At 58.4% G+C, this 25,420-nt stretch carries 25 protein-coding genes; 20 read left to right on the top strand and 5 right to left on the bottom strand.

What is annotated here, in order from left to right:
• Positions 1–33: 33 nt before the first annotated feature.
• Positions 34–1,020: an endonuclease/exonuclease/phosphatase family protein gene (locus NA78x_RS24120; protein ID WP_425614943.1), complete on the top strand. Its 987-nt coding sequence runs from the start codon at positions 34–36 to the stop codon at positions 1,018–1,020.
• A gap of 525 nt (positions 1,021–1,545) precedes the next feature.
• Here NA78x_RS24120 and NA78x_RS24115 read toward each other — a convergent pair.
• Positions 1,546–2,427: a phytanoyl-CoA dioxygenase family protein gene (locus NA78x_RS24115; protein WP_425614942.1), complete on the bottom strand. Its 882-nt coding sequence runs from the start codon at positions 2,425–2,427 to the stop codon at positions 1,546–1,548.
• Positions 2,428–2,558: 131 nt separating this feature from the next.
• Between NA78x_RS24115 and NA78x_RS24110 the strand changes: the two genes are divergently transcribed.
• From NA78x_RS24110 to NA78x_RS24095, 4 genes are all read left to right on the top strand, one after another.
• Entirely contained in the window at positions 2,559–3,446 is an 888-nt protein-coding gene (locus tag NA78x_RS24110; protein ID WP_425614941.1) for an alpha/beta hydrolase, read from the top strand.
• 60 nt (positions 3,447–3,506) lie between these two features.
• The gene (locus NA78x_RS24105; RefSeq protein WP_425614940.1) at positions 3,507–4,496 is read left to right on the top strand and encodes a TIGR00266 family protein; all 990 of its coding nucleotides are present in this window, start codon (positions 3,507–3,509) and stop codon (positions 4,494–4,496) included.
• A 199-nt stretch (positions 4,497–4,695) separates the two neighbouring features.
• A complete protein-coding gene (gene ispE, locus NA78x_RS24100; RefSeq protein WP_425614939.1) occupies positions 4,696–5,682 on the top strand; it encodes a 4-(cytidine 5'-diphospho)-2-C-methyl-D-erythritol kinase in 987 nt (328 codons plus the stop codon).
• Positions 5,683–5,776: 94 nt separating this feature from the next.
• Positions 5,777–6,433, top strand: a complete 657-nt coding sequence (locus tag NA78x_RS24095; protein ID WP_425614938.1) for a septation protein SpoVG family protein — start codon at positions 5,777–5,779, stop codon at positions 6,431–6,433.
• Positions 6,434–6,446: 13 nt separating this feature from the next.
• Here the strand turns inward: NA78x_RS24095 and NA78x_RS24090 are convergent, their stop codons facing one another.
• The 4 genes from NA78x_RS24090 to phoU all read right to left on the bottom strand — a co-directional run bounded on the left by NA78x_RS24090 (position 6,447) and on the right by phoU (position 11,649).
• Complete coding sequence (locus NA78x_RS24090) at positions 6,447–7,730, bottom strand: DUF1501 domain-containing protein (protein ID WP_425614937.1); 1,284 nt, start codon at positions 7,728–7,730, stop codon at positions 6,447–6,449.
• A gap of 4 nt (positions 7,731–7,734) precedes the next feature.
• Positions 7,735–10,056 carry a DUF1592 domain-containing protein gene (locus NA78x_RS24085; protein ID WP_425614936.1) on the bottom strand — a complete coding sequence of 774 codons (2,322 nt, stop codon included), beginning with the start codon at positions 10,054–10,056 and terminating at the stop codon, positions 7,735–7,737.
• A 170-nt stretch (positions 10,057–10,226) separates the two neighbouring features.
• Entirely contained in the window at positions 10,227–10,949 is a 723-nt protein-coding gene (locus NA78x_RS24080; RefSeq protein WP_425614935.1) for a response regulator, read from the bottom strand.
• Between the two features lie 22 nt (positions 10,950–10,971).
• A complete protein-coding gene (gene phoU / locus NA78x_RS24075) occupies positions 10,972–11,649 on the bottom strand; it encodes a phosphate signaling complex protein PhoU (protein ID WP_425614934.1) in 678 nt (225 codons plus the stop codon).
• A gap of 442 nt (positions 11,650–12,091) precedes the next feature.
• Here phoU and NA78x_RS24070 point away from each other — a divergent pair, with 442 nt between their 5' ends.
• The 15 genes from NA78x_RS24070 to NA78x_RS24000 all read left to right on the top strand — a co-directional run bounded on the left by NA78x_RS24070 (position 12,092) and on the right by NA78x_RS24000 (position 25,376).
• On the top strand, positions 12,092–12,628 hold the full coding sequence (locus NA78x_RS24070) for a hypothetical protein (RefSeq protein ID WP_425614933.1): 537 nt from the start codon (positions 12,092–12,094) through the stop codon (positions 12,626–12,628).
• Between the two features lie 121 nt (positions 12,629–12,749).
• Positions 12,750–16,166, top strand: a complete 3,417-nt coding sequence (ileS, locus tag NA78x_RS24065) for an isoleucine--tRNA ligase (protein WP_425614932.1) — start codon at positions 12,750–12,752, stop codon at positions 16,164–16,166.
• 9 nt (positions 16,167–16,175) lie between these two features.
• Positions 16,176–16,811: a phosphoribosylglycinamide formyltransferase gene (gene purN, locus NA78x_RS24060; RefSeq protein WP_425614931.1), complete on the top strand. Its 636-nt coding sequence runs from the start codon at positions 16,176–16,178 to the stop codon at positions 16,809–16,811.
• 345 nt (positions 16,812–17,156) lie between these two features.
• On the top strand, positions 17,157–17,915 hold the full coding sequence (locus tag NA78x_RS24055; RefSeq protein ID WP_425614930.1) for a DeoR/GlpR family DNA-binding transcription regulator: 759 nt from the start codon (positions 17,157–17,159) through the stop codon (positions 17,913–17,915).
• Positions 17,916–17,926: 11 nt separating this feature from the next.
• Positions 17,927–18,646, top strand: coding sequence for a phosphate propanoyltransferase (pduL, locus tag NA78x_RS24050; protein ID WP_425614929.1), 720 nt, complete (start codon positions 17,927–17,929; stop codon positions 18,644–18,646).
• Positions 18,647–18,721: 75 nt separating this feature from the next.
• Positions 18,722–19,018, top strand: coding sequence for a BMC domain-containing protein (locus NA78x_RS24045; RefSeq protein WP_425614928.1), 297 nt, complete (start codon positions 18,722–18,724; stop codon positions 19,016–19,018).
• Positions 19,019–19,084: 66 nt separating this feature from the next.
• The gene (locus NA78x_RS24040; RefSeq protein ID WP_425614927.1) at positions 19,085–19,351 is read left to right on the top strand and encodes a BMC domain-containing protein; all 267 of its coding nucleotides are present in this window, start codon (positions 19,085–19,087) and stop codon (positions 19,349–19,351) included.
• Between the two features lie 62 nt (positions 19,352–19,413).
• Entirely contained in the window at positions 19,414–20,613 is a 1,200-nt protein-coding gene (locus NA78x_RS24035; protein WP_425614926.1) for an acetate/propionate family kinase, read from the top strand.
• 5 nt (positions 20,614–20,618) lie between these two features.
• Positions 20,619–20,927 carry a EutN/CcmL family microcompartment protein gene (locus NA78x_RS24030; RefSeq protein ID WP_425614925.1) on the top strand — a complete coding sequence of 103 codons (309 nt, stop codon included), beginning with the start codon at positions 20,619–20,621 and terminating at the stop codon, positions 20,925–20,927.
• A gap of 49 nt (positions 20,928–20,976) precedes the next feature.
• Positions 20,977–22,416 (top strand): aldehyde dehydrogenase family protein, encoded by a 1,440-nt coding sequence (locus NA78x_RS24025; protein ID WP_425614924.1) that lies wholly within the window; start codon positions 20,977–20,979, stop codon positions 22,414–22,416.
• 46 nt (positions 22,417–22,462) lie between these two features.
• Positions 22,463–22,723, top strand: coding sequence for a EutN/CcmL family microcompartment protein (locus tag NA78x_RS24020; protein WP_425614923.1), 261 nt, complete (start codon positions 22,463–22,465; stop codon positions 22,721–22,723).
• A gap of 27 nt (positions 22,724–22,750) precedes the next feature.
• The gene (locus tag NA78x_RS24015; RefSeq protein WP_425614922.1) at positions 22,751–23,062 is read left to right on the top strand and encodes a hypothetical protein; all 312 of its coding nucleotides are present in this window, start codon (positions 22,751–22,753) and stop codon (positions 23,060–23,062) included.
• 2 nt (positions 23,063–23,064) lie between these two features.
• On the top strand, positions 23,065–23,361 hold the full coding sequence (locus NA78x_RS24010; RefSeq protein WP_425614921.1) for a EutN/CcmL family microcompartment protein: 297 nt from the start codon (positions 23,065–23,067) through the stop codon (positions 23,359–23,361).
• A 39-nt stretch (positions 23,362–23,400) separates the two neighbouring features.
• Positions 23,401–24,276 carry a class II aldolase/adducin family protein gene (locus NA78x_RS24005; protein ID WP_425614920.1) on the top strand — a complete coding sequence of 292 codons (876 nt, stop codon included), beginning with the start codon at positions 23,401–23,403 and terminating at the stop codon, positions 24,274–24,276.
• A 152-nt stretch (positions 24,277–24,428) separates the two neighbouring features.
• Entirely contained in the window at positions 24,429–25,376 is a 948-nt protein-coding gene (locus NA78x_RS24000; protein WP_425614919.1) for a lactate/malate dehydrogenase family protein, read from the top strand.
• Positions 25,377–25,420: the final 44 nt, after the last annotated feature.

The following is a 25,420-nucleotide window of genomic DNA, read 5'->3' as shown; positions in this document are numbered from 1 at the left end:
CACGCCGCGCGCGAACTGATCGCGAGGAACTGAGTGGCTCAACCAACGTCTAATGGTGCCGAACGAACTCCGCGGCAGTTCTTCGGCCGGATGTTGTTTTTGGCAGTTCGCACGCCGACACTGTTTGTGCTGCTGTTTGCCGTTGTTGGCTTTTTCGCTCGCTACTCGTGGCACTGCGAACTCCTTTGCCATTTTCGCCTGCAATACGCCTGGCTGTTGTTGTTGGCTGGCGTGGCCTTGTTGATCGCCAGGTCTCGCTGGTTCGCGGTCATTGCCGGCGTTGGTGCGGCCGTCAACTTTGCCTTCGTGCTTCCCATCTACTGGCCGGCGGAACAGCCGACCGCCGCGAGCGAATCGTGGCGGCTGGTTTCTTACAACGTCCTCGGTTCCAACAACCGTTCCGCCGAAGTGCTGGCGATGCTGCGGGCAGAAACCGCGGACGTGGTTTTGCTCTACGAGGTCAACGCTCGCTGGGCGAAGGAGTTCGCGACACTTCGGGACGAATATCCTCACCAAAAGATCGTGCCGCGGGAAAACAACTTCGGGATCGCTCTGCTCAGCCGACGGCGCTGGGACGATGTGCAGGTTCAGTACTTTGGCCAGACCGATTTTCCCTCGATCGTGGCGCAGTTCACTCACACTAGCCAACTGGTCACGCTCATCGGCACGCATCCCCCACCGCCCGTCAATCGGTACGTCGCCCAGGTTCGCAATCAGCAGTTGGCTGGGCTGGCCCAATTCACCGCCGAAGCCAGCGGCCCGGTGATCTTGGCCGGAGACCTCAACGTCACCAGTTACTCTCCCTACTTTCAAGACTTGCTGCGGGTGGGCAAGTTGAGCGATAGCCGTCAGGGGTTCGGCGTGCAGGCCAGTTGGAATAAGGGCATTCCCGGTATGGCAATTCCCATCGACCACGTGCTGGTGTCGCCAACGATTGGCGTGGTCAGCCGCCGCATCGGCCGGCCGTTGGGATCCGATCACTGCCCCGTGATGGTCGAGCTAAAGCTCCCCTCGTTGTAGGCCCACTTTTCTGGTTGACAAAGAATCACGAGAAGAGCAGATTCAGTTTCATGCGCACATCAGTACCAGCCAGTAACGTATTTCGCAGGCGAAGCGAAAGTGGTTATCAAACGGTTATCAAGTTTTCGTCATGTCATTCGCTTCGATTTGCGTAAGTAGAGCAACCGAGGGCTGTTAGAACAAATGGTTATCGCGAAAAAACTGCTCAAAAAGTTATCAAGATTTACTACCGACAGATACTGAGATTCGTCGCCTTGTTTCACGAAAGAGATTGCCCCGACACGCTGGACAAACAGCTGGGGCGTGGCGGTGGCGTCGACGTAAGTCGAAATAGGTCGAAAGGGTGGGTGTTCACAAACCCCCGGGGTTGGTGAACACTCAGGCGCGCCGCGCCCGAGAGATACTGCAAGTCGCGTTCACCAACCGGGCCGGTTTGTGAACAAAGTTTTCCCGGCGAATCGGTGCGATCGCAAACTTACGTCGATTCCGCGGGGGCAACCCATGGAGGCTGAAATGAAATCACACCTACAGCACTGCCGGGTCGTGCAGCAGCGGGAAGAACTGCCCGCTCATGTTCTGTCCGGGCGCGACGACGGGAACGCCCGCGAGCAGCGGTTCGTTGCTCTGGCTTTGCACGCCGTCGCGAAAGACGTTAATCACCGTCGCCCGTCGGGGACGTTCGGTCCGGTTCTCAAAGCTGCCGTGTACAAGCAGCGGATGATGAAACGAAGCCTCGCCCGCCTTCAGTTCGATTGCCACCGGATGTTGGAATTGCTCCCATTGCTCGGGCGAAAGGACTTCGCGAATCGCCTCCATGTTTCCCGCCAGGCCCGTGATCGGCAACAACGTCCAGCGGTGACTCTTGGGAACATAGTGCAGGCAGCCGTTGTCTCGCTGACTGTCGTCGAGACCGATCCAGCAGGTGAGGTGTGCCATCGGCGTGGTGCGCGTCCAATACGAATAATCCTGATGCCAGGCGACGACGCCGCCGTGCTTGGCCGGCTTGCAGAAGAGTTGATCGTGCCAGAAACGGACGGCCCCATCGAGCAATTGGCTGGCCGGGACCGTGAACGCGGGATGCCACAGGATATCGTGAAATGCGGGGCGCAAGCGCCAGGCTCCCAGGGCATGAAACAGCACCGTGTCCGCGCTGGCCGATTCATTCGTGTGATACTCGTACCACAGCTCGCGCCCGGTATGCTGCGGCTGAAAGAACTCGGCCAATTCGCCTCGCAGCTTGTCGATCTGCTCGGCACTGAGGATGCGCACGCCGGCGAGATAACCTTCCTCATGAAAAAAATCGACTTGCTCGTCGGTCAAGCGAAACTGATCCCATTCGGCAGGCGACTTGGGGAGTGTGAACAGGTCGCCAGCCAGTTGATGCAAGCGTGAATAGTCGGTGCTCATAGAGATGTACTTTTAATTGTTGGAAGCGGAGAGGCGTCGATGGATTTCGCCCCAGCTTCGCTGATTGAGATATCGCGCGCCAAGGGCTACGATAGCCGACGAATCGATTTCCCTCTCCGGAGTTTTTGCTCATGCTGTTGCCGCTACGATTTTCCGCCGCACTTTCACTCGCCCTGCTCTGCCTGGTTTCGCTCGCGAACGCTGAACCCACTACCGAATTGCTCTGGCCCAATGGCGCGCCCGGCGCGAATGGCACCGAAGACAAAGACAAGCCCAAGCTCATCATTTGGTCGCCTGAGAAAGAGAAAAACTGCAGTACGGCAATCGTCGTGTGCCCAGGCGGTGGCTATGGCGGCCTCGCCATGGATCACGAAGGCAAGCAGATCGGCGAATGGCTCAACAGCAATGGCATCACGGCCCTGATCTGCGACTATCGACATCGCGGCAAAGGCTACGGCCATCCTGCTCCGCTGCAAGATGTGCAGCGGGCGATTCGCACCGCCCGCAGCCGCGCGAAGGACCTCGGCATCGAACCCAACAAGATCGGCGTGCTGGGTTTCTCGGCAGGCGGGCATCTCGCTTCGACCGCTGTCACGCACTTCGATAACGGCGACGACAAATCAGAAGATCCAATCGCCCGCGTTAGTTGCCGGCCCGATTTCGGCGTGTTGTGCTATGCGGTGATTGCCTTCGATCAGCCTTTCACGCACAAAGGATCGCAAAAGAATCTGCTCGGTGCCGATGCCCCCGCTGATCTCGTCAGCAGCCTCTCGAACGAAAAGCAAGTGACGCCGCAAACACCACCGTGCTTCTTGTGGCACACCTACGAAGACACCGGCGTACCGCCGCAGAACAGCATCGTGTTTTACAGTGCCATGCTGGCGAACAAGGTCCCTGGCGAACTGCACGTGTACGAAAAAGGCCGCCACGGCGTGGGCTTGGGCAAATCGATTCCCGGCACCGGTGACTGGTCAGAAGCTTGCCTCCGTTGGCTCAAGGGACGCGAGCTTGTGAAGTAGGCAAGAATTGGCTGCTGGCAACGAATTGCCGTTGTAAATTCCTTCACCCGAGCATCAACCATGTCGAACATTGCCTGCACGTCTTGTGGCAAACAGTACCCTTACTCGCCGGAACTCGCGGGGCGGCAAGTTCGTTGTCGTTCGTGCGGGAATGTGTTCTCGGTACCAACGCTTGCGCCCGAAGGCTTGGAGGTGTTCGACGCGGTGCCGGTGGCCGGTGGCTTTGGCGGTTCGCCCTACACGGCAAATCGCGGGGGTCGTAAGTCGGACGAGATTGAGTACGAGATCTTTGGCAACGAGATGCAGTTCTGCGAGATCACGCTCGACCCGAACGAAATGGTGATCGCGGAATCGGGCGGCATGATGTACATGTCGTCGGGCATCAAGATGGAAACAGTCTTCGGTGACCCCAGCCAATCGAATCAGGGATTTTGGGGCAAGATGGTTTCGGCGGGCAAACGAATGATGACGGGCGAGTCGCTCTTCATGACGACGTTTACTGCCGCGTCGAATCGGCGTGAGACGATCGCCTTCGCCGCTCCGTATCCGGGCAAGATCTTGCCGCTGCATCTCGATCGGCTCGGCGGCGAACTCATCTGTCAGAAGGATTCGTTCCTGTGCGGTGCTCGCGGCATTCAGATCAGCATTGCCTTTCAAAAGAAGGTGATGGTTGGTCTGTTCGGCGGCGAAGGCTTCATCATGCAAAAGTTGATCGGCGACGGCATCGCGATGGTGCATGCCGGCGGCACGTTGTACGAGAAAGACCTGGCGCCGGGTGAGACCATCAAGGTCGATACGGGCTGCATTGTCGCGCTGATGCCGAGTGTCAATTACGACATTGGCTTTGTCGGCGGCATGAAGAATACGCTCTTCGGCGGCGAAGGACTTTTTCTCGCGACGCTGACCGGACCCGGCAAGATCTGGTTGCAGTCGCTGCCATTCTCGCGCCTGGCGGGTCGCGTGCTGGCAAATGCGGGTAGCAGAGGGAGCAAGGACGAAGGCTCGGTGCTGGGCGGCCTTGGCAATATGGTGATGGGAGGTGGAGAGTAGCTTGATGGGCGCAAGTGACGCTGTTGGTTGACCCACGCGGGCAGCCCGGTACAATCGAGTTACTCATTCGACTTTCTCTTGATGCCGCACCTGGGTTTTGCTTCGACGCTAGTCGTCTGCACCTCTGACAAGCACGGTCTGTTCCGCGCTTGGAATCGAGGCTTATCAGCAGGCTACTTTTTCGTAGGCAACAGCAGGGATGTATTCACTTCGCACAGACCAACAGCTGACGGTGTACGCGCCGGCCAAGGTCAATCTATCGCTCGAAGTCCTGGCTCGCCGAGCGGATGGCTTTCATGAGTTGGAAACGCTCATGCTGGCTGTCGATGTGTGCGACACGCTGACGATTGAACCCACGACCGATGGCCAACTGTCTGTGCAGTGCAGTTGGGCCTGCGGCTTGTTGGCTGCCAGACGTAGCTACGAACAGACAAGCTCGCCGGCTGGTGCTCACGCGTGGAGCGAGCTGCCGAAGGTGCAAGACAACCTGGTATGGAAAGCTCTGCACCTATTGCAGACGACCGCCGGCGTGACAGCGGGGGCCATCGTCACGTTGAAGAAACGGATCCCCGCGCAAGCCGGTTTGGGTGGAGCGTCTGCTGATGCAGCGGCAACCTTGTTGGCCGCGAATCAAGCATGGCAACTTCACTGGCCCGTGAAACAACTGCACGCCTTGGCCGCTCAGCTAGGAAGTGACGTTCCTTTTTTTCTTACCCAGGGAGCTGCTGTCTGCCGTGGCCGGGGCGAGCGGATCGAAGCGATTCGCGTACCACGCTGCTGGTTTGTGATGGTTCGTCCACCGGTCGGCTTGAGCACGCCCGCTGTGTTTCGCGGCTGCACGCCCGAGCCGAATCGTCACGCGACCGCAACTGTTTGCGCGGCTCTGAGTCGTGGCGATTTGTCGGCCGCGGCGCGAGGGATGCACAATGGCCTGCAAGCTCCGGCGGAGGCTATCTCTCCATGGATCGGCAAAGTACGCGGAGCGTTTGCCAGGTCGGGCTGCGTGGGACATCAAATGAGTGGTAGCGGCTCGAGTTATTTCGGCCTGTACTGGACGGCCGCGCATGCTCGGCGAGCGGCAGTCAGGTTGCGAGCGCTAAACCAGGGAGCGGTGATGGTGGCGCAAACGGCCAGTCTCGCAATGGATGAAGGCAAATCGAAACAAGCAAAGTTGGTAGCGAATTGATAAAGTACGGAGAGCAGGTCAGGCGGCTGTAGGCACCTTTTGAAGTTGCAAATCAGACTGATGGCCCACTGCACCACGGGAGGGGATAGCGGCGATGGAAATTACCGAAGTACGCGTCAAGCTCATGGAAGACTCTGACGATCGCTTGCAAGGCTTTTGTTCGATCACGTTCGACAACTGCTTCGTCGTGCGCGATCTCAAAATTATTGAAGGCTCTAGCGGCCCCTTCGTGGCCATGCCGAGTCGCAAGCTCACCAGTCATTGCCCGCAGTGTGGCTGCAAGAATCACCTGAAGGCTGCTCATTGCAATCAATGCGGAAGTCGCCTGAAGGATGATCGCACCGTGCGCGATCAGGAAGGGCGCACCAAGCTTTATGCCGACATCGCTCACCCGATCAACTCCAGCTGTCGCGAGATGATTCAGAATCGAGTCATCACCGAGTACCGCGCCGAACTCGATCGGGCCAAGCAGCCTGGCTACGTCTCGAAGTACGACGACGATTACGATGACGACGTCGATCCCGCCGACATCGCCCCACCGTCACACGGCGAAGAACGTCGCCAGCCTCAACTGCCGCCAGGCACGCAGATTCATCAAGGGACGGAAAGCGAAGTTCGCCCGCCGCACATACTGCCGGCACCTTCGCCCCCCAGCGGTCCACAGACACCACACTCGGGATTGGCAAAAGAGAAACGCGAGCAAGACAAACCGAAGCCCAAGAATGGCGGCTTCGGCGAAGGGATTTTTTAATCCGCTGAGCCGATTATCCCCATAGTCCGCTGAGGCGTTCTTTCTCAACAACGCCGAGCGGAAACTTCTTGCTGAAGGGATGCTCGGCAATGCCGGCGAACTCGCGCAGGGCGAGATGAATGTGCTCGGGCCGCACGCGCACTCCCTTCTCAGCATCGAGGGCCAGTGAGGTCGGGTCGATCGGCACTTGAAATTGCTTTTCGTCGGTGGCACCAACCACGCGGTTCCCCTTGATGCCGCGGCCGAGGAACATGATCGAGCCAATCGACCAATGGTCCTTGCCGTTCCCCTTGTTGTAGGTTGGCGTGCGGCCCATTTCGCTTTGCACGATCACCACCAGTTGCTCGCGAATCTTCAGCTCTTCGGCGCGGCGAATCAGGTAGGCGATGCCGGCGAGAAACTCGGGAATCAGTTTCATTTGGTCGGGGTCGTTGTTGGCATGGCTGTCGAACTGGCCAATCGTCAGATTCGCCGAGACGCATACGCCGGCCTTGAATGAGGCGAGGGCAATTTCGGCCTGCTGTGAGAGCCGCTCCTTCGGAATGCTCTTGGGGATATGCGGCGTTACTCGTTGCAATGCCTTCGAGTTCACCTGCGCGGCATACAGCATGTTGTCGGCTCGTTCCACTCGCGGTAATCGAGCCTGGTTCGCCTGGCTGGCGTGTTGCTCCTGCAAGGCTTGCTCGATGCGATCCAACGCGAACGTATCGTGATACGGCGAGCGTTCATTGCCTTCAACCGAGTCGGCCAACGCCAGTCGTTGCAGAGAAGGAAGGTAGGGCACGCGCGACATAGCCACCAGGTTGCCTGTCGCCGAGTAATTGCCAAACGTCAGGTACGACAGTGGACAAGCGGGCCCCTGACAAGCGGCGACGAGCGCGGCAAAGGTGGGATACGCCAGGCTATCGAGCTTGCCCGTCGCCATGTAGCGAGCACCGGGGCTGTGATTGTTGACGGAGTAGTCGAGCCCGTTAAGCGTTAGCAGTTGATCGCCGAACTCCTGGTAAAAATCCTCGTTGCTCAATCCGGCTTGAATGTGCTTGGCGATCGGCGCGTACTTGTGCGCACCGTGCGTGAGGATGTCACCTTCTTCGTACAGACGATTGATGCCGCCAGTCCCTTTGGGATCCATCAGGTACGTGGTGTCCCAACCGCCCGAAGCGTTGAGCACCACGTAGAACGGCCCCGCATAAGGCTCGTCGGTCGCAGGTGCTGCCTGCGTCTCGCGCGGGTCGAGATTCGGGATCGCCAAACCGAGCCCAGCGAGTCCGCACAGCTTGAGAAAGTCACGTCGCATGGTGTTACTCGTAAAGGAATTCCTGGCGGCGCAGCAGGTACGTCACAACGCCGCGCCAGGCCCTGATGGTGTAATGAGGATCGTTCGGTGCATCCGGCACTTTGTTGCGGGCATGATAGATTTCGCGATTGTCGAGCCCCTTCTTACCTTTGGCATCGCTCACAATGCCTGCGAACAGCTGATAGGTTCGCTCCACGTCGGGCGAGTCGGCCGAGTCGTATTGCCCGAGTAATCGCTCGTGCAGTTGCAAAATCGTTTGCCGAATGGCAACATCTGCTTCGGGCGATGCACCAGGCAAGGTGGTCGGTTCGACGAGCGGAAAGAGTGCTCGCTCGCCAGGCTCTTTGGCGAAGTCGCGGATGGTGTGACGGGCGGCCACTTCATTGGCCATCATCCGCTGGATGGCCCCCATCGCACCACTGGGGTCGGCGGGGCGCTCGGTCACTTCCTCCGAATCGATGCCGCCGTAGAGGATGCTCAGCTGATCGCGAAGCTTGCCCCACCGCTCGCCAAAGACAGCGGCGACCTTTCGCTCCACTTGCTCTGGACCCAGCAGACGCACCAGGCCAATGTCATCGAGTTCCGCCAGTCGATCGGGGTCTTTCGCTGCCGTGGCGATCCCATCGGCGCGATAGAGATCGGAAACGATCCACAACTTGAACGCAGTTTTCAGATTGAACTTGTCGTCGGCAAACTGATGAGCGATGGCTTCGATTTGCTTCCGTTGTTCGGCATAGGCACGATGCTTGGCGGCGTACTGCAGATGATCGAGATCCTTCGGAGGCAGCAACACCTTGCGCCCCGTGAGGATGTAGTAGACGTGCTCAACCATCGCGACCGCGAACCGCGGGTCTTTGGCCGTTCGTTCTCCCAGCCATTGCAGCGAGCGCCAGCGTTCTTCGGCGGGCATCTCTTCGCCTTCGAAGCCTGCCGGGAACATGTCCTTGTACCAGCCTTCTTTGCGACGACCGTACACGCCTTCGAATTTGTAGTAATCCTGAAAGAGCCCCGCGACCGGATCGATGGTCTTGTGACAGACGACGCACTCCGAGGCCTGCATCGTGGGAATCTCGAACTTGGCCGTCACTGCCGCAGCATCGGAAACGCGCGCGGCGAGCTCGAGAGCGTCGATGCCCAGGAAGTGTTGATAGTACATGCGAGCACGGAGGCGATTCCGGTTCGTTTCGGTCGTTGGATAACGCCGCAGATACTGAAACACGCTGAGCATGCCGGCGTGCGGATAGTTGCCGGTTGCCGATTCCTGATCCTGATCTCGATGGCGTCCCTTGAGCGCCTTGAGTGTGACGGGGACGTACTCGAACGGGTCATCAGGGTTTTTGAACTTGTCTTTCAACTCGTCGTAGATGCCATAGCCCCTCGCCGTATAGGGGGACACCATGATGTAGTCGGCGGTCACAATTTCAGTGAAAGGCCGGTCGTTGCGGACGATATGCTCGACCAGCTTCATGGGTTCGCCGCGCAAGGCGGCGTGGTAATCATCGTTCAACTTGTAGCGGGCCTGCTGCTGCATCTTGGCATCGCCGACGTGCGTCAGATCGTGCTTTTGCGTCCAGAGGCGAGTGGTGCTGAAATGGTCGTAAGCTAAAGCCGATTCCGCGCCGTCGATGTAACCCACCGTGAGAAAGATGTCGTTAAAGCCTTCACGCAGTCGCGTGTAGAAGGCCTCTTCCTTCATGACTTCGTCGAGCAGGCCAGGAATTGCCTGCAAGCCTTGCTCTTGGACGGCCGCGAGTTCCGCTGGCGTCGGCAATCGACCAGCCAGAGAAAGCGTGGCGCGGCGAAGTAGGCGGCGATTGTCGAGCATCGCCACGCCCTCGAAGAATGGCCGACGATTGGCGTCATCGGCGCTGTTAGCAGGCGGAGGAGTGGAGGATGCCGGTGCATTCACGCGGCGGACAAACTCGGTCACGATGCGATAGCCGGCTGAGTCACTCTTCAGCACCACTTCGCCGCCATGATCGAGGCCGCCGGTCACTTTCAGCAGAATGCGAAACTCATCTCCTTCCTTTTGCCGCGCGATGCGCGTGAATGTCGCGCAATTCTCTTTAAGAGCCGCATCGCGCTCGGCCCCTTGGCTGCGGGCTGGATCTCGCAGAATGAACTTGCTGTCCTCGGCATCGCCGCCGGCCTTATGGCAATTCAAGCACGATTGGGCACCAACCTTCGCCCACAACTCGTTCAGGAAGTACGGTTCAACGCTGGCCACGCACGGCGAAGCAGCAGCGGGCAACTCTTGAGCCCGGCTAGGAGAGGCGAGACTAAGCGCGCAGCAACTGAGCAGGAAGATTCGAGCGCACAACTTCATGGGAGGGAACTCGCGCGGCGAGAGTGAAGTAGCCTGTTCGTCGCGGCCCGACCTTGGGGGTGGGAACTCTAGCTGGCAGACGGGCAGGCGCGTGGCCCTATTCTAACGTGCTCCCAGGCAGCAGTCGCTAGTTCAGTTTGGCGAATTCGCGCCTGAAGCGTTCGGTGGAGCTATTCCACTTCGTCTTCGCTGACGGTGTTGGCCGGGTTGTGATCGCGGAAGCGATAGCCGACGCCGCGGACGGTTTCGATGACGTCGGCGTAGTTGCCCAGTTTGCGTCGCAAGGCGCGAATGTGCACATCGATGGTTCGTTCCATCACCATCGTGTCTTCGCCGAGAGCGGCATCGATCAGTTCTGTGCGATCGAACACGCGTCCTGGCTGGCGAATGAGCGTATCGAGCAGGCGGAACTCGCTGCGGGTCAGAGGCAAAGGCTGATCTTCAATCGAAGCCTGATGCCGGCGGCGATTCACGGTCACGCCCTGTCGCTTGGTGATTTCGTCGGTCACGCCTTCGCCCATCCGCCGACGGCGCAACGCTTTGATTCGCTCCAGTAGCACCTTGACGCTAAACGGTTTGGTGACGTAATCGTCAGCACCAAGCGAGAAGCCAATCAGTTCGTCGGATTCTTCCGCCTTGGCCGTGAGCATAACGATGAGCGTTTCGCGCGTGGCCGCGTCGGCTCGCAGGCGGCGGCATACATCCAGGCCGTCGACGATGGGGAGCATCAAGTCGAGCAGGATGATATCGGGCGATTTCACCTGAGCTTGCAACAGGCCGTCTTGACCGTCGGAAGCCGTCAGCACTTCGTAGCCGGCTTGCTTCAAGTTGTACGTCAGCACTTCGCTGAGAGAACGGTCGTCTTCAATTACCAGAATCTTCGTCTTGGCCATACAGGTGCATGCCTTAGGGCGGTCAGGAAGGCGAATCGGTCAGCTTGGTGTGCCGGTGCCGGACAATGTCGCCTTCGACGAGATAGATCACGTCTTCGGCAATGTTGGTGGCGTGGTCGGCGATGCGTTCCAAGTGGCGGACGCCCGAAAAACAATGCAGCGAGGCCGCGACCATGTCGGGCTGCTTCTGCATGCGGGTTTGTAACTCTTCGATGATCTCGGTGTTGAACTGATCGACCTGGTGATCCATGGCGAGAATTCGCCGAGCCGCGGTGGCATCCAGATTCACGAACGAATCCATCGCTCCACGCACCATTTGCGTCGCCAGCACCACCATCTTTGGCAGACGATCGGGCACGACAAACGCGGGGAACTCGCTGATGGCCCGGGCTCGATTGGCGATGCTCACGGCCAAGTCGGCAATCCGCTCGAGGTCGGCATTGATCTTGAGGACGGTCGCGATTCGCCGCAAATCGATCGCCACGGGTTGATGCAGCGCCAGCATCTTCAGGCACTCTTCTTCCAGGTGTACTTCGTGCGAGTCGACAAACTCGTCCGAGCTGATGACCTGGTCGGCCAAGTCGAACCGGCGTTCGCTCAGGGCCTGAGTCGCCCGGTCGATCATCTCTTCCACCATCGACGAAATGGTCAAGAGCTCGTTGATGAGACCGTCGATATCGCGCTGCAGATGTTTGCTCATGAGTGATCCACGCAGGCCGTTAGCCTTCAAGCCGAAAATGAGTTTGACGCAAGCAGAGAGGCTGCCTGTGAAGATACGGCGAAGATTTGATGAAGCCTATACCCCCGCTAAGGTGGCTATTTGCCTTTCACACTGCACGGCCTTCAGTGGTGCGAATTGCTGCAACCGCAAAAGGGGGGGGGGCCAAACAGGCGTTGCCTATCTGGACAGCACCTTGCGCATCTCTCGGGTTTTACTGCAAACTGGTGTCCAAATAAGGCGTTCCCGATTGGACAAGTACGTTCAACGGGCGAGAGGGCTGCTGGCTCTTTGACGCTTATGGCCTGTCAGCTGCCAGCAGCCGGTCGTTGACAAACGCCCATGGCTCGGATAACTAGGGTAGTTTGGCGCATCGTGGACGATCTCGCCTCCCCTCATTTTCCAGTCCCTTTCCGCAACCCCTATGCGCATCGACCACACTGCCAGCCGTATCGCGGCTCCTCATTTTGCCGCGATCGACGATCTCACCTCCGGCGACACCCTGGTTTGCGATCCTCCCGAGGGGGACTCGGTCGCTGCTGAACCCTTGCCGCTGGAAGGTGTCTCTCCTTGGACGCCCGATGTGCTCGATTTGCCGGGGACCATTGTGATGGCCGACGAAGAAGAAGCTGGCGAGATCGACGATTTTGACGAAGAGGACTTCGACGACGAATTCGACGACGATTTCGAAGAAGAACTCGAAGACGAGTACGATCTGGCTGACCTGGAAGAAGTCTCGGACGAAGATCTCGTCGAAGACGATGTCGAACTGCCCATCGGCGGCGACTTTGTCGACGAAGACGAAGAGCCGGAAGAACCCGTGCTGCCCGAAGACCCCGACGCTGCCCCTGCGGAAGAAGAAAAGCCGAAGGGAAAGGGCAAAGCCAAGGGTAAGGGGAAGGGTAAAGCCAAGGACGAAGATGAAGACGATGAAGATTTGGATTTGGACGACGAGGAATAGTCTGCTTTCGCTTTAGCAGACTGATTAGGCGGGTTTGGGCTCGCGCGGGACGAGGCTCCTGCCGAGCCAAATGCGGCCCGCTCTTCAAATAGGATTCAGCTACCGGAGCTTCGCGACGACCATGTTTCAGCCTGTGCCGGCCAGCGCGCCGTTTCCCCGCATGGAAGAGGAAGTGCTCGCGTTCTGGAAAGAACAGGCGATTTATGAAAAGTCGCTTGAGCGCCGCCGCGGCAGCAAGAAGTTCGTCTTCTTCGAAGGTCCACCGACCGCCAACGGCATGCCTCACCCGGGGCACTGCCTGACGCGAGCCATCAAAGACCTGTTTCCCCGCTATCGCACCATGCGGGGCTACTTTTGCGAACGCAAGGCAGGCTGGGACACGCACGGTCTACCGGTTGAAGTGGAAGTCTGCAAAGAGTTGGGCATCCACTCGAAGGAAGAGATCGAGAACTACGGCGTCGAGCCCTTCATCCACCGCTGCCAGGAGAGCGTCTGGCGGTACATGCAGGAGTGGGAACGACTCACCGAACGACTCGGCTTTTGGGTCAACCTGAAAGAGGCCTACGTCACCTACCACCAATCGTTCGTCGAGAGCGTGTGGTGGTCGCTGAAGAACCTCTACGACCGAGGCTTGCTGTACCAAGGTCACAAGATCGTTTGGTGGTGGGCCCAAGGTGGGACGGCGCTGTCGGCGGGTGAAGTCGGCCAAGGCTATCGCGAAGTGGCCGACCCGAGCGTGTATGTCTTGTTTCCGCTGCTCGACGATGCTGGAAAAAAGACGGATACGTCGCTGCTAGTTTGGACGACGACGCCTTGGACGCTGCCGAGCAATCAGTTTGCGGCCGTGCATCCGGACTTGGACTATGCGACGGTCGTGGATAGCCAAACCGGCCAGCGGCTGATCATGGCTGCCGCACTCGTGGAAACGCTTGCTGGGAAGATCAAGCGGGAACTGACGGTGGAGCGCACTTGCAAGGGAAGTGAACTACTTCGACGCAGATATCTGCCACCCTTTGATTGTTTCTACTCAGAAACAAAGCTTGAAGGTGAGATTGGTCTGAAGATTCTCGAAGGCTTTCAAAAGCGAGAATGGGTAATACTGCCAGCCGACTTTGTAACGATCGATAGCGGTACCGGCGTCGTCCATATCGCTCCAGCATTCGGCGAGGTCGACTACGCACTTTTGGCTGAAGAGCAATCTAGGTATTCGAGTCCCGAGGAAGGGCCCGAACTAATCTGTTGCGTGGGGCCCGACGGAAAATTCACCCACGAAGGGCCAGATTATTGTCGCGGTCGTTGGGTGAAGGATTGCGACAAGGATATCCAGCGTGACTTAAAAGCTCGTGGTCTGCTCTATCACCAAGAGCAGTACATCCATGACTATCCCTTCTGCTGGCGAGCTGACCAGGATCCGCTGATTCAGTATCCGCGTCGTAGTTGGTTCGTGAAGACGACGCAGTTCAAAGACGAAATGCTGGCGAATAACCAGCAGATCAACTGGCTGCCCGAGCACATCAAGGATGGCCGCTTTGGCAACTTCCTCGAGTCGAATGTCGACTGGGCTCTCTCGCGCGAACGCTACTGGGGAACTCCGCTGCCGATCTGGGTTTGCCAGCAAACCGGTCAGATGGAAGCGGTCGGCAGCTACGAAGAACTGCTGAAGAAGCCGGGCGTCAAAGGGACCGATGTCTGGGACAAGGCCAAAGCGGCGAACCCCAAGCTGCCCGACGATCTGAAGGTTCATAAACCTTACATCGACGAAATCACCTACGACTCGCCATTTGCCGCTGGCGCGCACATGCGCCGCGTCAGCGAAGTCATCGACTGTTGGTACGACAGCGGAGCCATGCCGTTCGCGCAGTGGGGCTATCCACATCAAGGCGCAGAGAAGTTCGCGGAACAATTCCCCGCCGACTTCATCAGCGAAGCCATCGATCAAACGCGTGGCTGGTTCTACAGCCAGTTGGCGATCAGCACGTTGCTGTTTGGCAACGACGATTCTTCGTCTCAAAACTCAAAACTCAAAACTCAGAACTTCCCGTACCCGCATCCATTTAAGAATTGCATCGTCCTCGGCCTGATGATGGGTGAAGACGGCACGAAGATGTCGAAGAGTAAGCGGAACTACCGCGAGCCTCGCGAGATCTTCGACAAGTACGGCGCCGATGCCTTGCGCTGGTACTTCTTCGCTAATCAGCCACCATGGACAACGATCCGTTATGCGGAACGCGCGATCAAGGACAGCATCCCTGAGTTCCTGCTGCGGCTGTGGAACTGCTACAGCTTTTTTGTCATCTACTCGAACATCGATGGCTTTGATCCTGGCGGACCGGCTAAAGCCGGAACTCCAACGACAGGGTTGCAGCTGAATCCCGCTGATTTTGCGACGGGTAAGGGATATCGTCCGGCCAAGGAGCGCGGTGAACTCGATCGCTGGATCCTCAGCGAACTGAATCGCATGCTGGCGGCTGTCGTAACGAAGATGGACGCCTACGACAACTTCGAAGCGTGCAAGCAGATCAACGCCTTCGTCGATGGCCTGTCGAATTGGTACGTTCGCCGCAGCCGCGATCGGTTTTGGTCGAGTGATAAAGAGTCGCAAGAGAAGCTGGACGCTTACTGGACGCTCTACGAATGTCTGGTCACGAGCGCCAAGGTGATCGCGCCGTTTACACCGTTCCTGGCAGAAACGCTGTGGCGAAACTTGGCTGGCGTGTTTGGTGATCGGCCGCTTGAATCGGTACATCTGTGCGACTATCCCGAATCCGATGCAACAGCCATTGATGAAACGCTCTCCGCTCGCATGCAACTGCTGCGTGAGATCGCTTCGCTCGGCCGCAGCGCGCGAATGGACAACAAACTGAAGGTTCGCCAGCCACTCGCCAAGGTGGAAGTGATTCTGTCGGAATCAACCCATCAAGCCTGGCTGCAGCAGCACGACGCGTTGCTGCGTGACGAACTGAATGTGAAGCAGATCGAGTACGCCGAAGATGCGAACAAGTACATCACGTACCAGATCCAGCCTAACTTCAAGCGGCTCGGCCCTCGCATCGGCAAGCTGCTTCCCGAATGCAAAAAAGTTTTGGGTGCGGCTAACGGCGGCGAATTGCTCGCCCAAATGACTGCTAACGGTACCGTCGATTTGCAAGTCGGCAGCGAAACGATCAAGCTCGACGGTGAGGACCTGCAAGTTCGCTTGCAAGCCAAGCCCGGCTGGGCCGCTGCTCAAGGTCGCGGAGTGGTCGTTGTGCTTTCGACGGAGATCACGCCCGAACTAGTGCGCGAAGGTTACGCCAACGATCTGGTGCGAGCGATTCAAGACCAGCGAAAAGAGTTGCAACTCGATTACACCGACCGCATTGTCATCGGTGTTGTCGCTGACGACGCTGAGGTGACCGCTGCGATCAAGGAGCATCAGGCCTTCATCGCTGGTGAAACTCTCTGCGACGGACTCACGTTCGCCGCCGTTCCGGGCGCGACCGAAGCCGCTTCAGAACTCGGCGCCGGCAAGCTTCAGCTGTGGGTCAAAAAGAAGTAGAGCCCTGCCGTGCCTGCTGCATCCACATCGCCGCTGCCGATCGCCGTGCTCATCTCCGGCGGCGGCACCACGCTGCGCAACCTGATCGAACGGCAGCAGCGCGAGTCGTTGCCGATTGATATTCGCCTGGTCATCTCCAGCAGTCCATTGGCCAAGGGACTGCAGTTCGCCGCCGATGCCGGCATTCAGTCGCTGGTAATCGAGAAGAAAAAGGGCATCTCGGCGGCCGATTACGAACAGGCAATGTTTGAGCCCTGCCGCGCCGCCGGGGTGCAGTACGTAGTGATGGCCGGCTTTCTGAAGCATGTGCCAATTCCTGCCGACTTCGAAAACCGCGTGATCAACATTCACCCGTCGCTCATTCCGGCCTTCTGCGGGCAAGGAATGTACGGATTGAAGGTCCATCAGTCGGTGCTCGATTACGGAGCCAAGATCACGGGCTGCACGGTCCATTTTGTTGACAATCAATACGACCACGGGCCCATCATCGGCCAGTGGCCCGTTGCCGTGCACGATGGTGACACGGCGGAAACCCTGCAGTCACGGGTCTTTGCGACCGAATGCGAAGCTTATCCAGCGGTTCTTTCCGCTCTGGCTGCCGGCCGCATCTCTATCGCCGCCCGGCGAGTCTCCTGGCAGCGGTGATTCCCTCCTTGGCAGAACTGTAGCAAATCTGGCGAAATTCTCTCGCTAACTCCATGGCGGCAGTTCTGGACCTCCCCGCTACAGCCTTCTTATTTTACGAGACTCTCGCATTTTCAAATCTGTTGCGCATAATAGCTTGCCCTTTCTACCCATCCACCAGTGCGCTGCGGCAGAATTTGCGCACTAAAGAAACAAATCTTTCACTGAGATGCTTGATTTCTGCCACATCCGTAGGCAGAATAGAGGCATCAGTTGAAAGGAATGCGGCATTTGATCAAGCAGTTGCTAGCAGACGAACGGCGGGGCCGTTTGTCGGAGTTGATCCGACAACGCGGGTTCGCTTCGTTGCCTGAACTGGCTTCTCAGCTGCAGGTCTCGGAATCCACGGTCCGCCGCGACCTAGACTTTCTGGAAGAATCCGGCGTTGCGCGCCGGACTCATGGGGGCGTCTTTTACACAGGTCCCAGTCCCAAGCTGGCCCATTTCGATCAGCGGCAGTCTTCGAACTGGGACAAGAAGCGGCGAATTGCCGCCGCGGCAGCCCGCCTGATTGAGGACAACGACACCGTGATCCTCGACGGCGGCAGCACCACCTACGAACTGGCTCAGTTGCTGGTGGGGCGGCCGCTGCAAGTCGTCACCAACTCCTTGCCGGTAGCCAATTTGTTCACATCCAGCGATCAGGCCGATTTGGTGTTTGTGGGTGGCTATGTCCACTCCCGCACCGGCGTGTCGCTCGGCCCCTACGCCAATCAAATGCTCGCTTCGCTGCATGCTCGCCGCGCGGTGGTGAGTGTGGCCGGCATCAACGAGCGTGGCTGTTACAACAGCAACCTGCTGCTGGTTGAAACCGAGCGGGCCATGATGGCCGCCGCAGAAGAAGTCATCGTCGTGGCTGACAGCACGAAGTTCGGCCACACCAGCCTCGCGCTGATGTGTCCGCTCGACGAAATCGACATTCTCGTTAGCGACCACGACCTGTCGGCAGGCTGGCAATCCACTTTGAACCAGGCAGGCGTGCAATTGCGTCTCGCGGCTGAGTCGGGCGATACGACCAGTCCGGAGCAGTCCGCCTCTCACCAAACCACTTCGCCATCAACTTGAGATCGTTCGCCATGAGTTCCTCTCCTACGCTCGACCGCGCGGTCGTCGAACAGATCGTTCGTCAGCTGGTGCTTGGCACCACAGCCAGCGGCCAAACCGCCGCGCCTGCTCCTTCGACCAGTGACAAGCCTGCTGAACTGCTGGTCAGCATCTCGGCCCGCCATTGCCACTTGAGCGACGCCGATGTCGAAACGCTGTTTGGCCCCGGCGCGAAGCTGACACCCGAGAAAGATCTCTACCAGGACGGCTTTTTTGCCGCCGCCGAGACCGTGATGATTGTCGGCCCGCGCAAGCGCATGTTGCCGAATGTTCGCGTCCTCGGCCCCACTCGACCGTACAGCCAGGTGGAACTCGCCTTCACCGACAGCATCTCGCTCGGCATCGATGCTCCGGTTCGCCATAGCGGCAACATCAAGGGAACCCCTGGTTGCGTGCTCGTCGGCCCCAAGGGCGTCGTTGAAATGAAGGAAGGCGTGATTCGCGCGGCACGCCACGTTCACATGAGCAACAAGGACGCCGACCGTTACGGCGTCAAGAATGGCGACTTCATGAATCTGCGGATCGAGTCGCCGCAGTGCACGGTTGTGTTCGAAGATTTGCTGGTGCGAGCAGACGCCACCAGCAAGCTCGAGGTGCATATCGACACCGACGAAGGAAATGCTTGCTTCCTCGACGCGGCGACGAAAGTCGAATTGCTCAAGCAGGCACATGACTGCAAGTGCAAGCACTAGTTCAAAAAAAAATCACTCCGGTGATTTGCCTCTTTAGTTGATTGAAACGGTTTGTCTTTTATTTCGGAGATTGCAATGGCTAAGAATTCAGAAGCGATCGGCATGATTGAGACGAAGGGCTTCATCGCCCTGGTCGAAGCCACCGACGCGATGCTCAAGGCTGCCAACGTGCAGTTGGTTGGCTGGGACAAGGTCGGTAGCGGCCTGGTTTCGGCATTCGTCACCGGTGACGTTGCCGCTGTGAAGAGCGCCACCGATGCCGGCGCTGCTGCTGCTGGTCGCATTGGCGAAGTCGTCAGCGTACACGTCATTCCCCGTCCCCACGAAGATCTCGGGATTGTTCTGCCACCCAGCATCAAGCGTGTTTCGTAAGCAATGACTGCGAAACTCACGATCCCTTTAGATAGTAAACCTCAAAACGATAAGCAGGATAGGTTCATGAATACGGCAATTGGATTGATCGAAACGAAGGGCCTGATTGGCCTGGTCGAAGCGACCGACGCCATGGCGAAGGCCGCCAACGTGCAGATCGTCAAGCGAATCGGTATCGGCGGCGCTTATGTGACGACCATCGTCACGGGCGACGTTGGTAGCGTGCGCGCTGCAGTCGAAGCGGGCGCTCAAGCCGCTTCGCAAGTTGGCGAGCTCGTGGGCAGCCACGTGATTCCTCGTCCGGCCGAAGGTCTGGTCGAAGCGTTCGTGTAGTCGACTCGCTCGTAGCGAATCGATGCGGCAGTAGTGCAAGGATGTTCAGGAGAACTGCAGCGATGAAAGTACTGGTTGCCAATCTCGGCTCGACGAGTTTTAAGTATCGGCTATTTGATATGGCCGACGAACGACAACTCGCGCGCGGTGGTGTCGAGCGTATTGGCTCGGCGGAAAGCCCCTGCTTTGTCGAGATTCAAGGACGCCGACAGGAATTGAAGACTCCGGTTCCCGACCACGCAGTTGCAGTGCGGCAATGCCTCGCTCAACTCACCGATCTTCAGCAGGGTTGCCTGCAGAGTGAAACGGAAGTGGCGGCCATCGGCTTCAAGGCCGTGCATGGAGGCCGAGTCAGTGGAGTGCAACGAGTAACGCCCGACGTGCTCGCTGCGATGGAAGAGATGAACCTGGTTGCTCCCGCGCACAATCCGCCCTACATCCGCGCTATGCGATTGTTGGCGGAGAAGTTGCCGAATATGCCTTTGGTCGCTGCGTTCGAAACGGGCTTTCATGCCACGATCGACGATCGGCTGCGGCATTATCCGGTGCCTTACGAGTGGGCCAATCGGTTGCACATCAAACGCTGGGGCTTTCACGGAGCAAGCCATCGTTACATCGCTCAGCGAACCAGTCAGCTGTTGGAACGCTACGACCTGCGCATCATTTCGTGCCACCTCGGTGGTTCGAACAGCCTGTGCGCGATTCGTGGTCAACAGAGCGTGGCAACGACAATGGGCATGAGTCCCCAAACGGGATTGCCTCACAACAATCGCGTCGGTGACTTCGACCCGTTTGCCATTCCGCTGATCATGCAGGCCGAAGGAATGAGCTTGCACGAAGTGCTTGATACTTTGGCCGAGAAGAGTGGCCTGCTCGGACTCTCCGGCATCAGTGGTGACGTGCGAGATTTGGAAGAAGCCGCGTCGCAAGGCAACAGCCGGGCGAAACTGGCTTTGGATGTCTTCGTCGCCGAAATTCGCCGGCATTTGGGTGGCATGTTGATCGAATTGGGTGGTGCCGACGCCATCGTCTTCACCGGAGGAATCGGTGAGAACGGGGCGAACATTCGCGCGGGTGTTTGTGCCGACCTGCAAGGTCTCGGTATCGAACTCGATAGCAATTTGAACGGCACCAAGGGTGCCGCCGAACGCTGCCTGAGCACGCCCGGTAGCAAGACGCAGATTTGGGTCATTCCCACGAACGAAGAACTGATCGTGGCCCGTCAGACTAAACACGTGCTCGAAAATCGTCTCGAAGGGTAACCCTCATGTTCGTCGCCAAAGTCACCGGCAGTTTAGTTTCGACGCAGAAGGTCGCGACGATGATCGGCTTCAAGCTGCTCATCGTAGAACCCTACCGCATCGAGCCGAAGGAACGTCAGTCGCTGACGACCACCGGTCGTACCTTCGTTGCCGTCGATACCCTCGGCGCTGGCATTGGCGACTATGTGATCCTCACCCAAGGCTCGAGTGCTCGCTTGACGCCCGAAACCAAGGCACTGCCCATCGACGCCGTCGTCGTAGGCATTGTCGACAAAGTGCAAGTGGACGAAGGGACCGTGTACTCACGAGAGTAGCCATCCGTTCAGTAGTCACGCACTCCATTAACCAATCGAATAAAGTCATATGCAAATCAACGAAGATCTCATTCGCAGCGTCGTCGCCCAGGTCCTTTCCGAAGTGGCCCGCACCGCTCACGTCGCCGGCCCCCGCTACGCCGGTCGTCACGGAATTTTCACCGACGTCAACGAAGCCGTTGGCGCTGCCCGCGATGCATTCGAACAACTGAGCGAACGGAGCCTGGAAGACCGCAAGCGAGTCATCGGCCACATCCGTCGCATTTCGATCGATCAGTGCGTTGAACTCGGCACGATGGAAATGAACGAGACCAAGGTCGGCCGTCTCGATCACAAAATCGAAAAACTGAAGACGCTCGGTCAGAAGACTCCCGGTGTGGAGTTTATGCGCAGCGAAGTCTTCAGCGGCGATCATGGGCTGGCCGTGATTGAGCATGCTCCCTTTGGTGTCATTGGTGCGATCACGCCGGTCACGCACTCGCTGCCGACGATCACCGGCAACGCGGTCAGCATGATCGCATCGGGCAACTCCGTGGTGGTGAATCCACACCCCAGTGGCAAGAAGGTGGCCGCCGAAGGCGTGCGTCGCTTCAACGAAGCGATCTACAAAGACCTCGGCATCGACAACTTGATTTGCGTCATCACCGAGCCCACGCTCGAAACGGCCAATCAACTCTTCAGCCATCGCAACATCAACATGATCTGCGTCACCGGCGGCCCCGCTGTCGGTCGCGCGGCACTTCGCTCGGGCAAACGAGCCGTGGTTGCTGGCCCAGGCAATCCACCGGTCGTGGTCGACGAGACTGCTGACCTCGACAACGCCGCCCGCTGCATCATCCAAGGCGCTGCCTACGACAACAACCTGCTCTGTATTGCCGAAAAGGAAGTCTTCGTCGTTGCCTCCGTCTTCGACAAAATGATGGCTGCTATGGAGCGAGCTGGTGCCGCTCGCCTGAACGCCAAGGAAGTCGACGAGTTCACTAAGAAGGCCATCGTCAAAGTTGGCGAAGGCGAACACAAGCACGACGGTCCTTGCCGTGACTTTCTCGGTCAAGATGCGAAGGTGCTCGCTCGTGCGATTGGCAAGAGCATCGGTGAAAAGACCGATCTGCTCTTTGGCGAAACCGACGAGAGCAACCCGTTCGTCCCCGTCGAACAGATGATGCCGTTTGTTCCGTTCGTCCTCGTGAAAGACGTCGACGAAGCGATCATGAAGGCGAAGCATTACGAACATGGCTTCCGTCACACCAGCATCATTCACAGCCAGAATGTGAAGAATATGACCCGCATGGGCCGCATTCTCGACACGACACTGTTCGTGAAGAATGGCCCGTGCATGGCTGCCCTGGGCCTGGGTGGCGAAGGCTATCTGTCGTTCAGCATCGCTGGTCCCACCGGCGAAGGTGTCACGACTCCGCTCACCTTCACCCGCGAACGCCGCTGCTCCTTGATCGAAGACTTGTGCATCCTCGGTCGCCCCAAGTCCTAGTCGCTCACGGAAAACTAGTCGTTCACGGGAAAGAAGAACCCAGCAAATGCAACTTGGCCTCGTCATTGGTACCGCGATCGCAACGGCGCGACATGCGTCGTTCAAAGGGCAGAAACTGCTCGTCGTGCAGCCTTTGATGGCCGATGGCCGTACGCCTGATGCCGACCCTGTGATTGCCGCCGATGTCGTCGGCGCAGGTCGCGGCGAAGTGGTGATGATCACCAGCGACGGCAAATATATCCGCGAGCTCACGAAGGATGAATCGACCCCGCTGCGCTGGTCGATCATCGGCATCCAAGACAGTTGAACCTCGACTCCCGAAAATAAGCAGTTGATGAACCTTACCCCCGCTGAGATCGATCGAATTGTTGCCGAAGTGGTGCGCCGCCTGCGCATCCTCATGGCCAGTTCGTCGACCCCTGCGCCGGCCAAGTTCACCAGTAACGAACCCCACCGCCACGAATTGCAGCGCAACGAACTGCACCTCGATGAAAAGCTCATCACGCTGCGCACACTGAAGGACCGACTCGAAGGAATCAGCAAGGTGATCGTTGCCGACCGCGCGGTTATCACGCCGGCCGTCAAGGACGAACTGCGCCAACGAAAAATTGCCTGGGAACGGGCCACGACCAAGGCGAGGAGCTGACCATGCGCATCGCCAAAGTGATTGGTACCGTTTCGATGAACACCCAGCATCCCACGATGCTCGGCGCTCGCCTGCGGCTCATCGTGCCGCTGTCGCTCGCCGAACTGCGCGATGGCGTTGCTCCGCAAGCTGACGAAATTGTCGCTTGGGACGATTTGGGCTCCGGCATCGGCAGCTTGGTCGCCATCAGCGAGGGGGCTGAAGCGGCTCAGCCTTTCCGCCCCAACTACAAACCCATCGACGTTTACATTTCCGCGATCCTTGACCAGGTCGACATCGATCAAAACCTTCTCCGCTAACAAACCGCACACCATTCTGAACCGATAAGGACTCCTGTCATGATCAACCATCACAAAATCAAGCAAGACATCTGCGAGATCGGTCGCCGGCTTTACAACAAGGGCTTCGCGGCCGCCAACGATGGCAACATCACCGTCCGCGTGGGCGAGAACGAAGTTCTCTGCACGCCGACCATGCACAGCAAGGGCTTTCTCAAGCCCGAAGATATCTCGCTCGTCGATATGACCGGCAAGCAACTGTCGGGCATCAAGAAACGCTCCAGCGAAGCTCTGCTGCACCTCGAAATCTACAAGCAACGCCCCGACGTCAAGAGCGTCGTTCACTGCCATCCGCCGCATGCCACGGCGTTCGCGATCGCTCGCGAACCCATCCCGCAGTGCGTATTGCCGGAAGTGGAAGTCTTCCTCGGCGATGTTCCGATCACCACTTACGAAACTCCCGGCGGTCAGGCCTTTGCCGACACCGTGCTGCCGTTCGTCAGCAAGACGAATGTCATCATCCTGGCGAACCACGGCACCGTCAGCTACGGCGTCGATGTCGAACAGGCTTACTGGTGGACCGAAATCCTCGACGCCTATTGCCGCATGCTGATGCTCGCCAAGAGCCTGGGCCGCGTGAACTACTTCGACGAGACGAAGGAACGCGAACTCCTCGACCTGAAGCAAAAGTGGGGCTGGGCCGATCCTCGCAACACGCCCGAATACAAGAACTGCGATATCTGCGCCAACGACATCTTCCGCGATAGCTGGAAGCAATCGGGCGTCGAACGCAAAGCCTTCGAAGCTCCGCCCGCCATGGGCCCCATGGTGTCCGCGGTGAAGAAGGAAGTCGCTGCTGCTCCCGCCGGCATCGATCAAGAAGCCCTCATCAAGATGATCACCCAGCGCGTGATGGAAGCCCTGGCAAAGGGATAAGAGGGGGCTAGGGGCTAGGAACTGGGGGCTAGGGAAATTGCAAATGCATTTCATTCTGAACTCTGACCTCCGCCTTTCGACCTCCTGATTCCCGATCCCCGGCTCCTGACTTCTGCATTCAATCTGCAATCCTCCATTTGAAATCTGCAATCATGAAAGTTTCCATCATCGGCGGTGGCGGTCTGGTCGGCTCGAGTGCGGGCTTTGCGCTGCAATGCGGCGGCATCGTGAGCGAGATTGCCTTGCTCGACGTCAACGCCGAACTGGCCAGCGGACAGGCGCTCGATATGCTCCATGGCGCGCCAAGCGTCGCGGACCAAGTGATCACCTCGGGTGGCTACGAGCACATTCCTAGTTCGGACATCATCTGCATCACGGCTGGTCTGCGTCGCAAGCCCGATGAAAGCCGCCTCGACCTGATCAATCGCAATACCGACCTGTTCGTCGGGATTCTCAACGATGTGATCAAGGCGGGTGTAAAAAAGGACGCCATCGTCCTGGTCGTCTCGAACCCCGTCGACATTCTCACCTACGTGGCTGCCGATCGCCTGGGCTTGCCATTGAACCAAGTGATTGGTCTCGGCACACAGCTCGACACCATTCGCTTTCGCAGCTTGATTGCCCAGCAAGTGAAGGCCGCCCCGACGCAGGTACAAGCTCTGATCCTGGGCGAACATGGCGACAGCATGGTGCCAATCTGGTCGAGCGCCTGCATTGCCAACTTGCCTCTCGAAAAGTTCCCCGGCTGGAACGCCAAGCTGGCCGACGAACTGTTCACTCGCACCAAGGGCTCCGGCGCCGAGGTGATCAAGAAGAAGACTGGTGCCGGCTTCGCGGTCGGCATCGCCATTCGCGATGTGATTCACTCGATCGTCCTCGACCAGCAGCGCATTCTCCCCGTCAGCTCGGTTCAAGACGGCTGCTACGACATTCGCGATGTGGCCCTCAGCGTGCCGACCGTCGTGGGTCGCAAGGGCGTCGTTGCTCGCCACCAGATTGAACTCTGGCCCAAAGAAGTGCAGCTGCTGCGCAAGAGCGGTCTCGTCCTCCGCCAGACGCTCGAAACCGTCCTCGGGCGCATCGGCCGAAACAAGAAGTAATCGGTTGCTCTTCGCGACCAACTGCCGACCATTGGATTGCCGCT

This window comes from Anatilimnocola aquadivae (assembly GCF_049819085.1).
Classification (GTDB): Bacteria; Planctomycetota; Planctomycetia; order Pirellulales; family Pirellulaceae; genus Anatilimnocola.
Note: the sequence above shows the minus strand (reverse complement) of the source record. Positions and strands in the feature narration are given on the sequence as shown.

Excerpts from the sequence above, each read along its gene's own strand:
- NA78x_RS24000 (WP_425614919.1), top strand. The coding sequence starts at position 24,429 with ATGAAAGTTTCCATCATCGGCGGTGGCGGTCTGGTCGGCTCGAGTGCG.
- NA78x_RS24095 (WP_425614938.1), top strand. The coding sequence starts at position 5,777 with ATGGAAATTACCGAAGTACGCGTCAAGCTCATGGAAGACTCTGACGAT.
- NA78x_RS24025 (WP_425614924.1), top strand. The coding sequence starts at position 20,977 with ATGCAAATCAACGAAGATCTCATTCGCAGCGTCGTCGCCCAGGTCCTT.
- NA78x_RS24090 (WP_425614937.1), bottom strand. The coding sequence starts at position 7,730 with ATGCGACGTGACTTTCTCAAGCTGTGCGGACTCGCTGGGCTCGGTTTG.
- NA78x_RS24105 (WP_425614940.1), top strand. The coding sequence starts at position 3,507 with ATGTCGAACATTGCCTGCACGTCTTGTGGCAAACAGTACCCTTACTCG.
- NA78x_RS24010 (WP_425614921.1), top strand. The coding sequence starts at position 23,065 with ATGCGCATCGCCAAAGTGATTGGTACCGTTTCGATGAACACCCAGCAT.
- NA78x_RS24035 (WP_425614926.1), top strand. The coding sequence starts at position 19,414 with ATGAAAGTACTGGTTGCCAATCTCGGCTCGACGAGTTTTAAGTATCGG.
- NA78x_RS24045 (WP_425614928.1), top strand. The coding sequence starts at position 18,722 with ATGGCTAAGAATTCAGAAGCGATCGGCATGATTGAGACGAAGGGCTTC.
- NA78x_RS24015 (WP_425614922.1), top strand. The coding sequence starts at position 22,751 with ATGAACCTTACCCCCGCTGAGATCGATCGAATTGTTGCCGAAGTGGTG.
- phoU (WP_425614934.1), bottom strand. The coding sequence starts at position 11,649 with ATGAGCAAACATCTGCAGCGCGATATCGACGGTCTCATCAACGAGCTC.
- NA78x_RS24080 (WP_425614935.1), bottom strand. The coding sequence starts at position 10,949 with ATGGCCAAGACGAAGATTCTGGTAATTGAAGACGACCGTTCTCTCAGC.
- pduL (WP_425614929.1), top strand. The coding sequence starts at position 17,927 with ATGAGTTCCTCTCCTACGCTCGACCGCGCGGTCGTCGAACAGATCGTT.
- NA78x_RS24070 (WP_425614933.1), top strand. The coding sequence starts at position 12,092 with ATGCGCATCGACCACACTGCCAGCCGTATCGCGGCTCCTCATTTTGCC.
- NA78x_RS24005 (WP_425614920.1), top strand. The coding sequence starts at position 23,401 with ATGATCAACCATCACAAAATCAAGCAAGACATCTGCGAGATCGGTCGC.
- NA78x_RS24020 (WP_425614923.1), top strand. The coding sequence starts at position 22,463 with ATGCAACTTGGCCTCGTCATTGGTACCGCGATCGCAACGGCGCGACAT.
- NA78x_RS24040 (WP_425614927.1), top strand. The coding sequence starts at position 19,085 with ATGAATACGGCAATTGGATTGATCGAAACGAAGGGCCTGATTGGCCTG.
- NA78x_RS24115 (WP_425614942.1), bottom strand. The coding sequence starts at position 2,427 with ATGAGCACCGACTATTCACGCTTGCATCAACTGGCTGGCGACCTGTTC.
- ispE (WP_425614939.1), top strand. The coding sequence starts at position 4,696 with ATGTATTCACTTCGCACAGACCAACAGCTGACGGTGTACGCGCCGGCC.
- NA78x_RS24110 (WP_425614941.1), top strand. The coding sequence starts at position 2,559 with ATGCTGTTGCCGCTACGATTTTCCGCCGCACTTTCACTCGCCCTGCTC.
- NA78x_RS24030 (WP_425614925.1), top strand. The coding sequence starts at position 20,619 with ATGTTCGTCGCCAAAGTCACCGGCAGTTTAGTTTCGACGCAGAAGGTC.
- ileS (WP_425614932.1), top strand. The coding sequence starts at position 12,750 with ATGTTTCAGCCTGTGCCGGCCAGCGCGCCGTTTCCCCGCATGGAAGAG.
- NA78x_RS24085 (WP_425614936.1), bottom strand. The coding sequence starts at position 10,056 with ATGAAGTTGTGCGCTCGAATCTTCCTGCTCAGTTGCTGCGCGCTTAGT.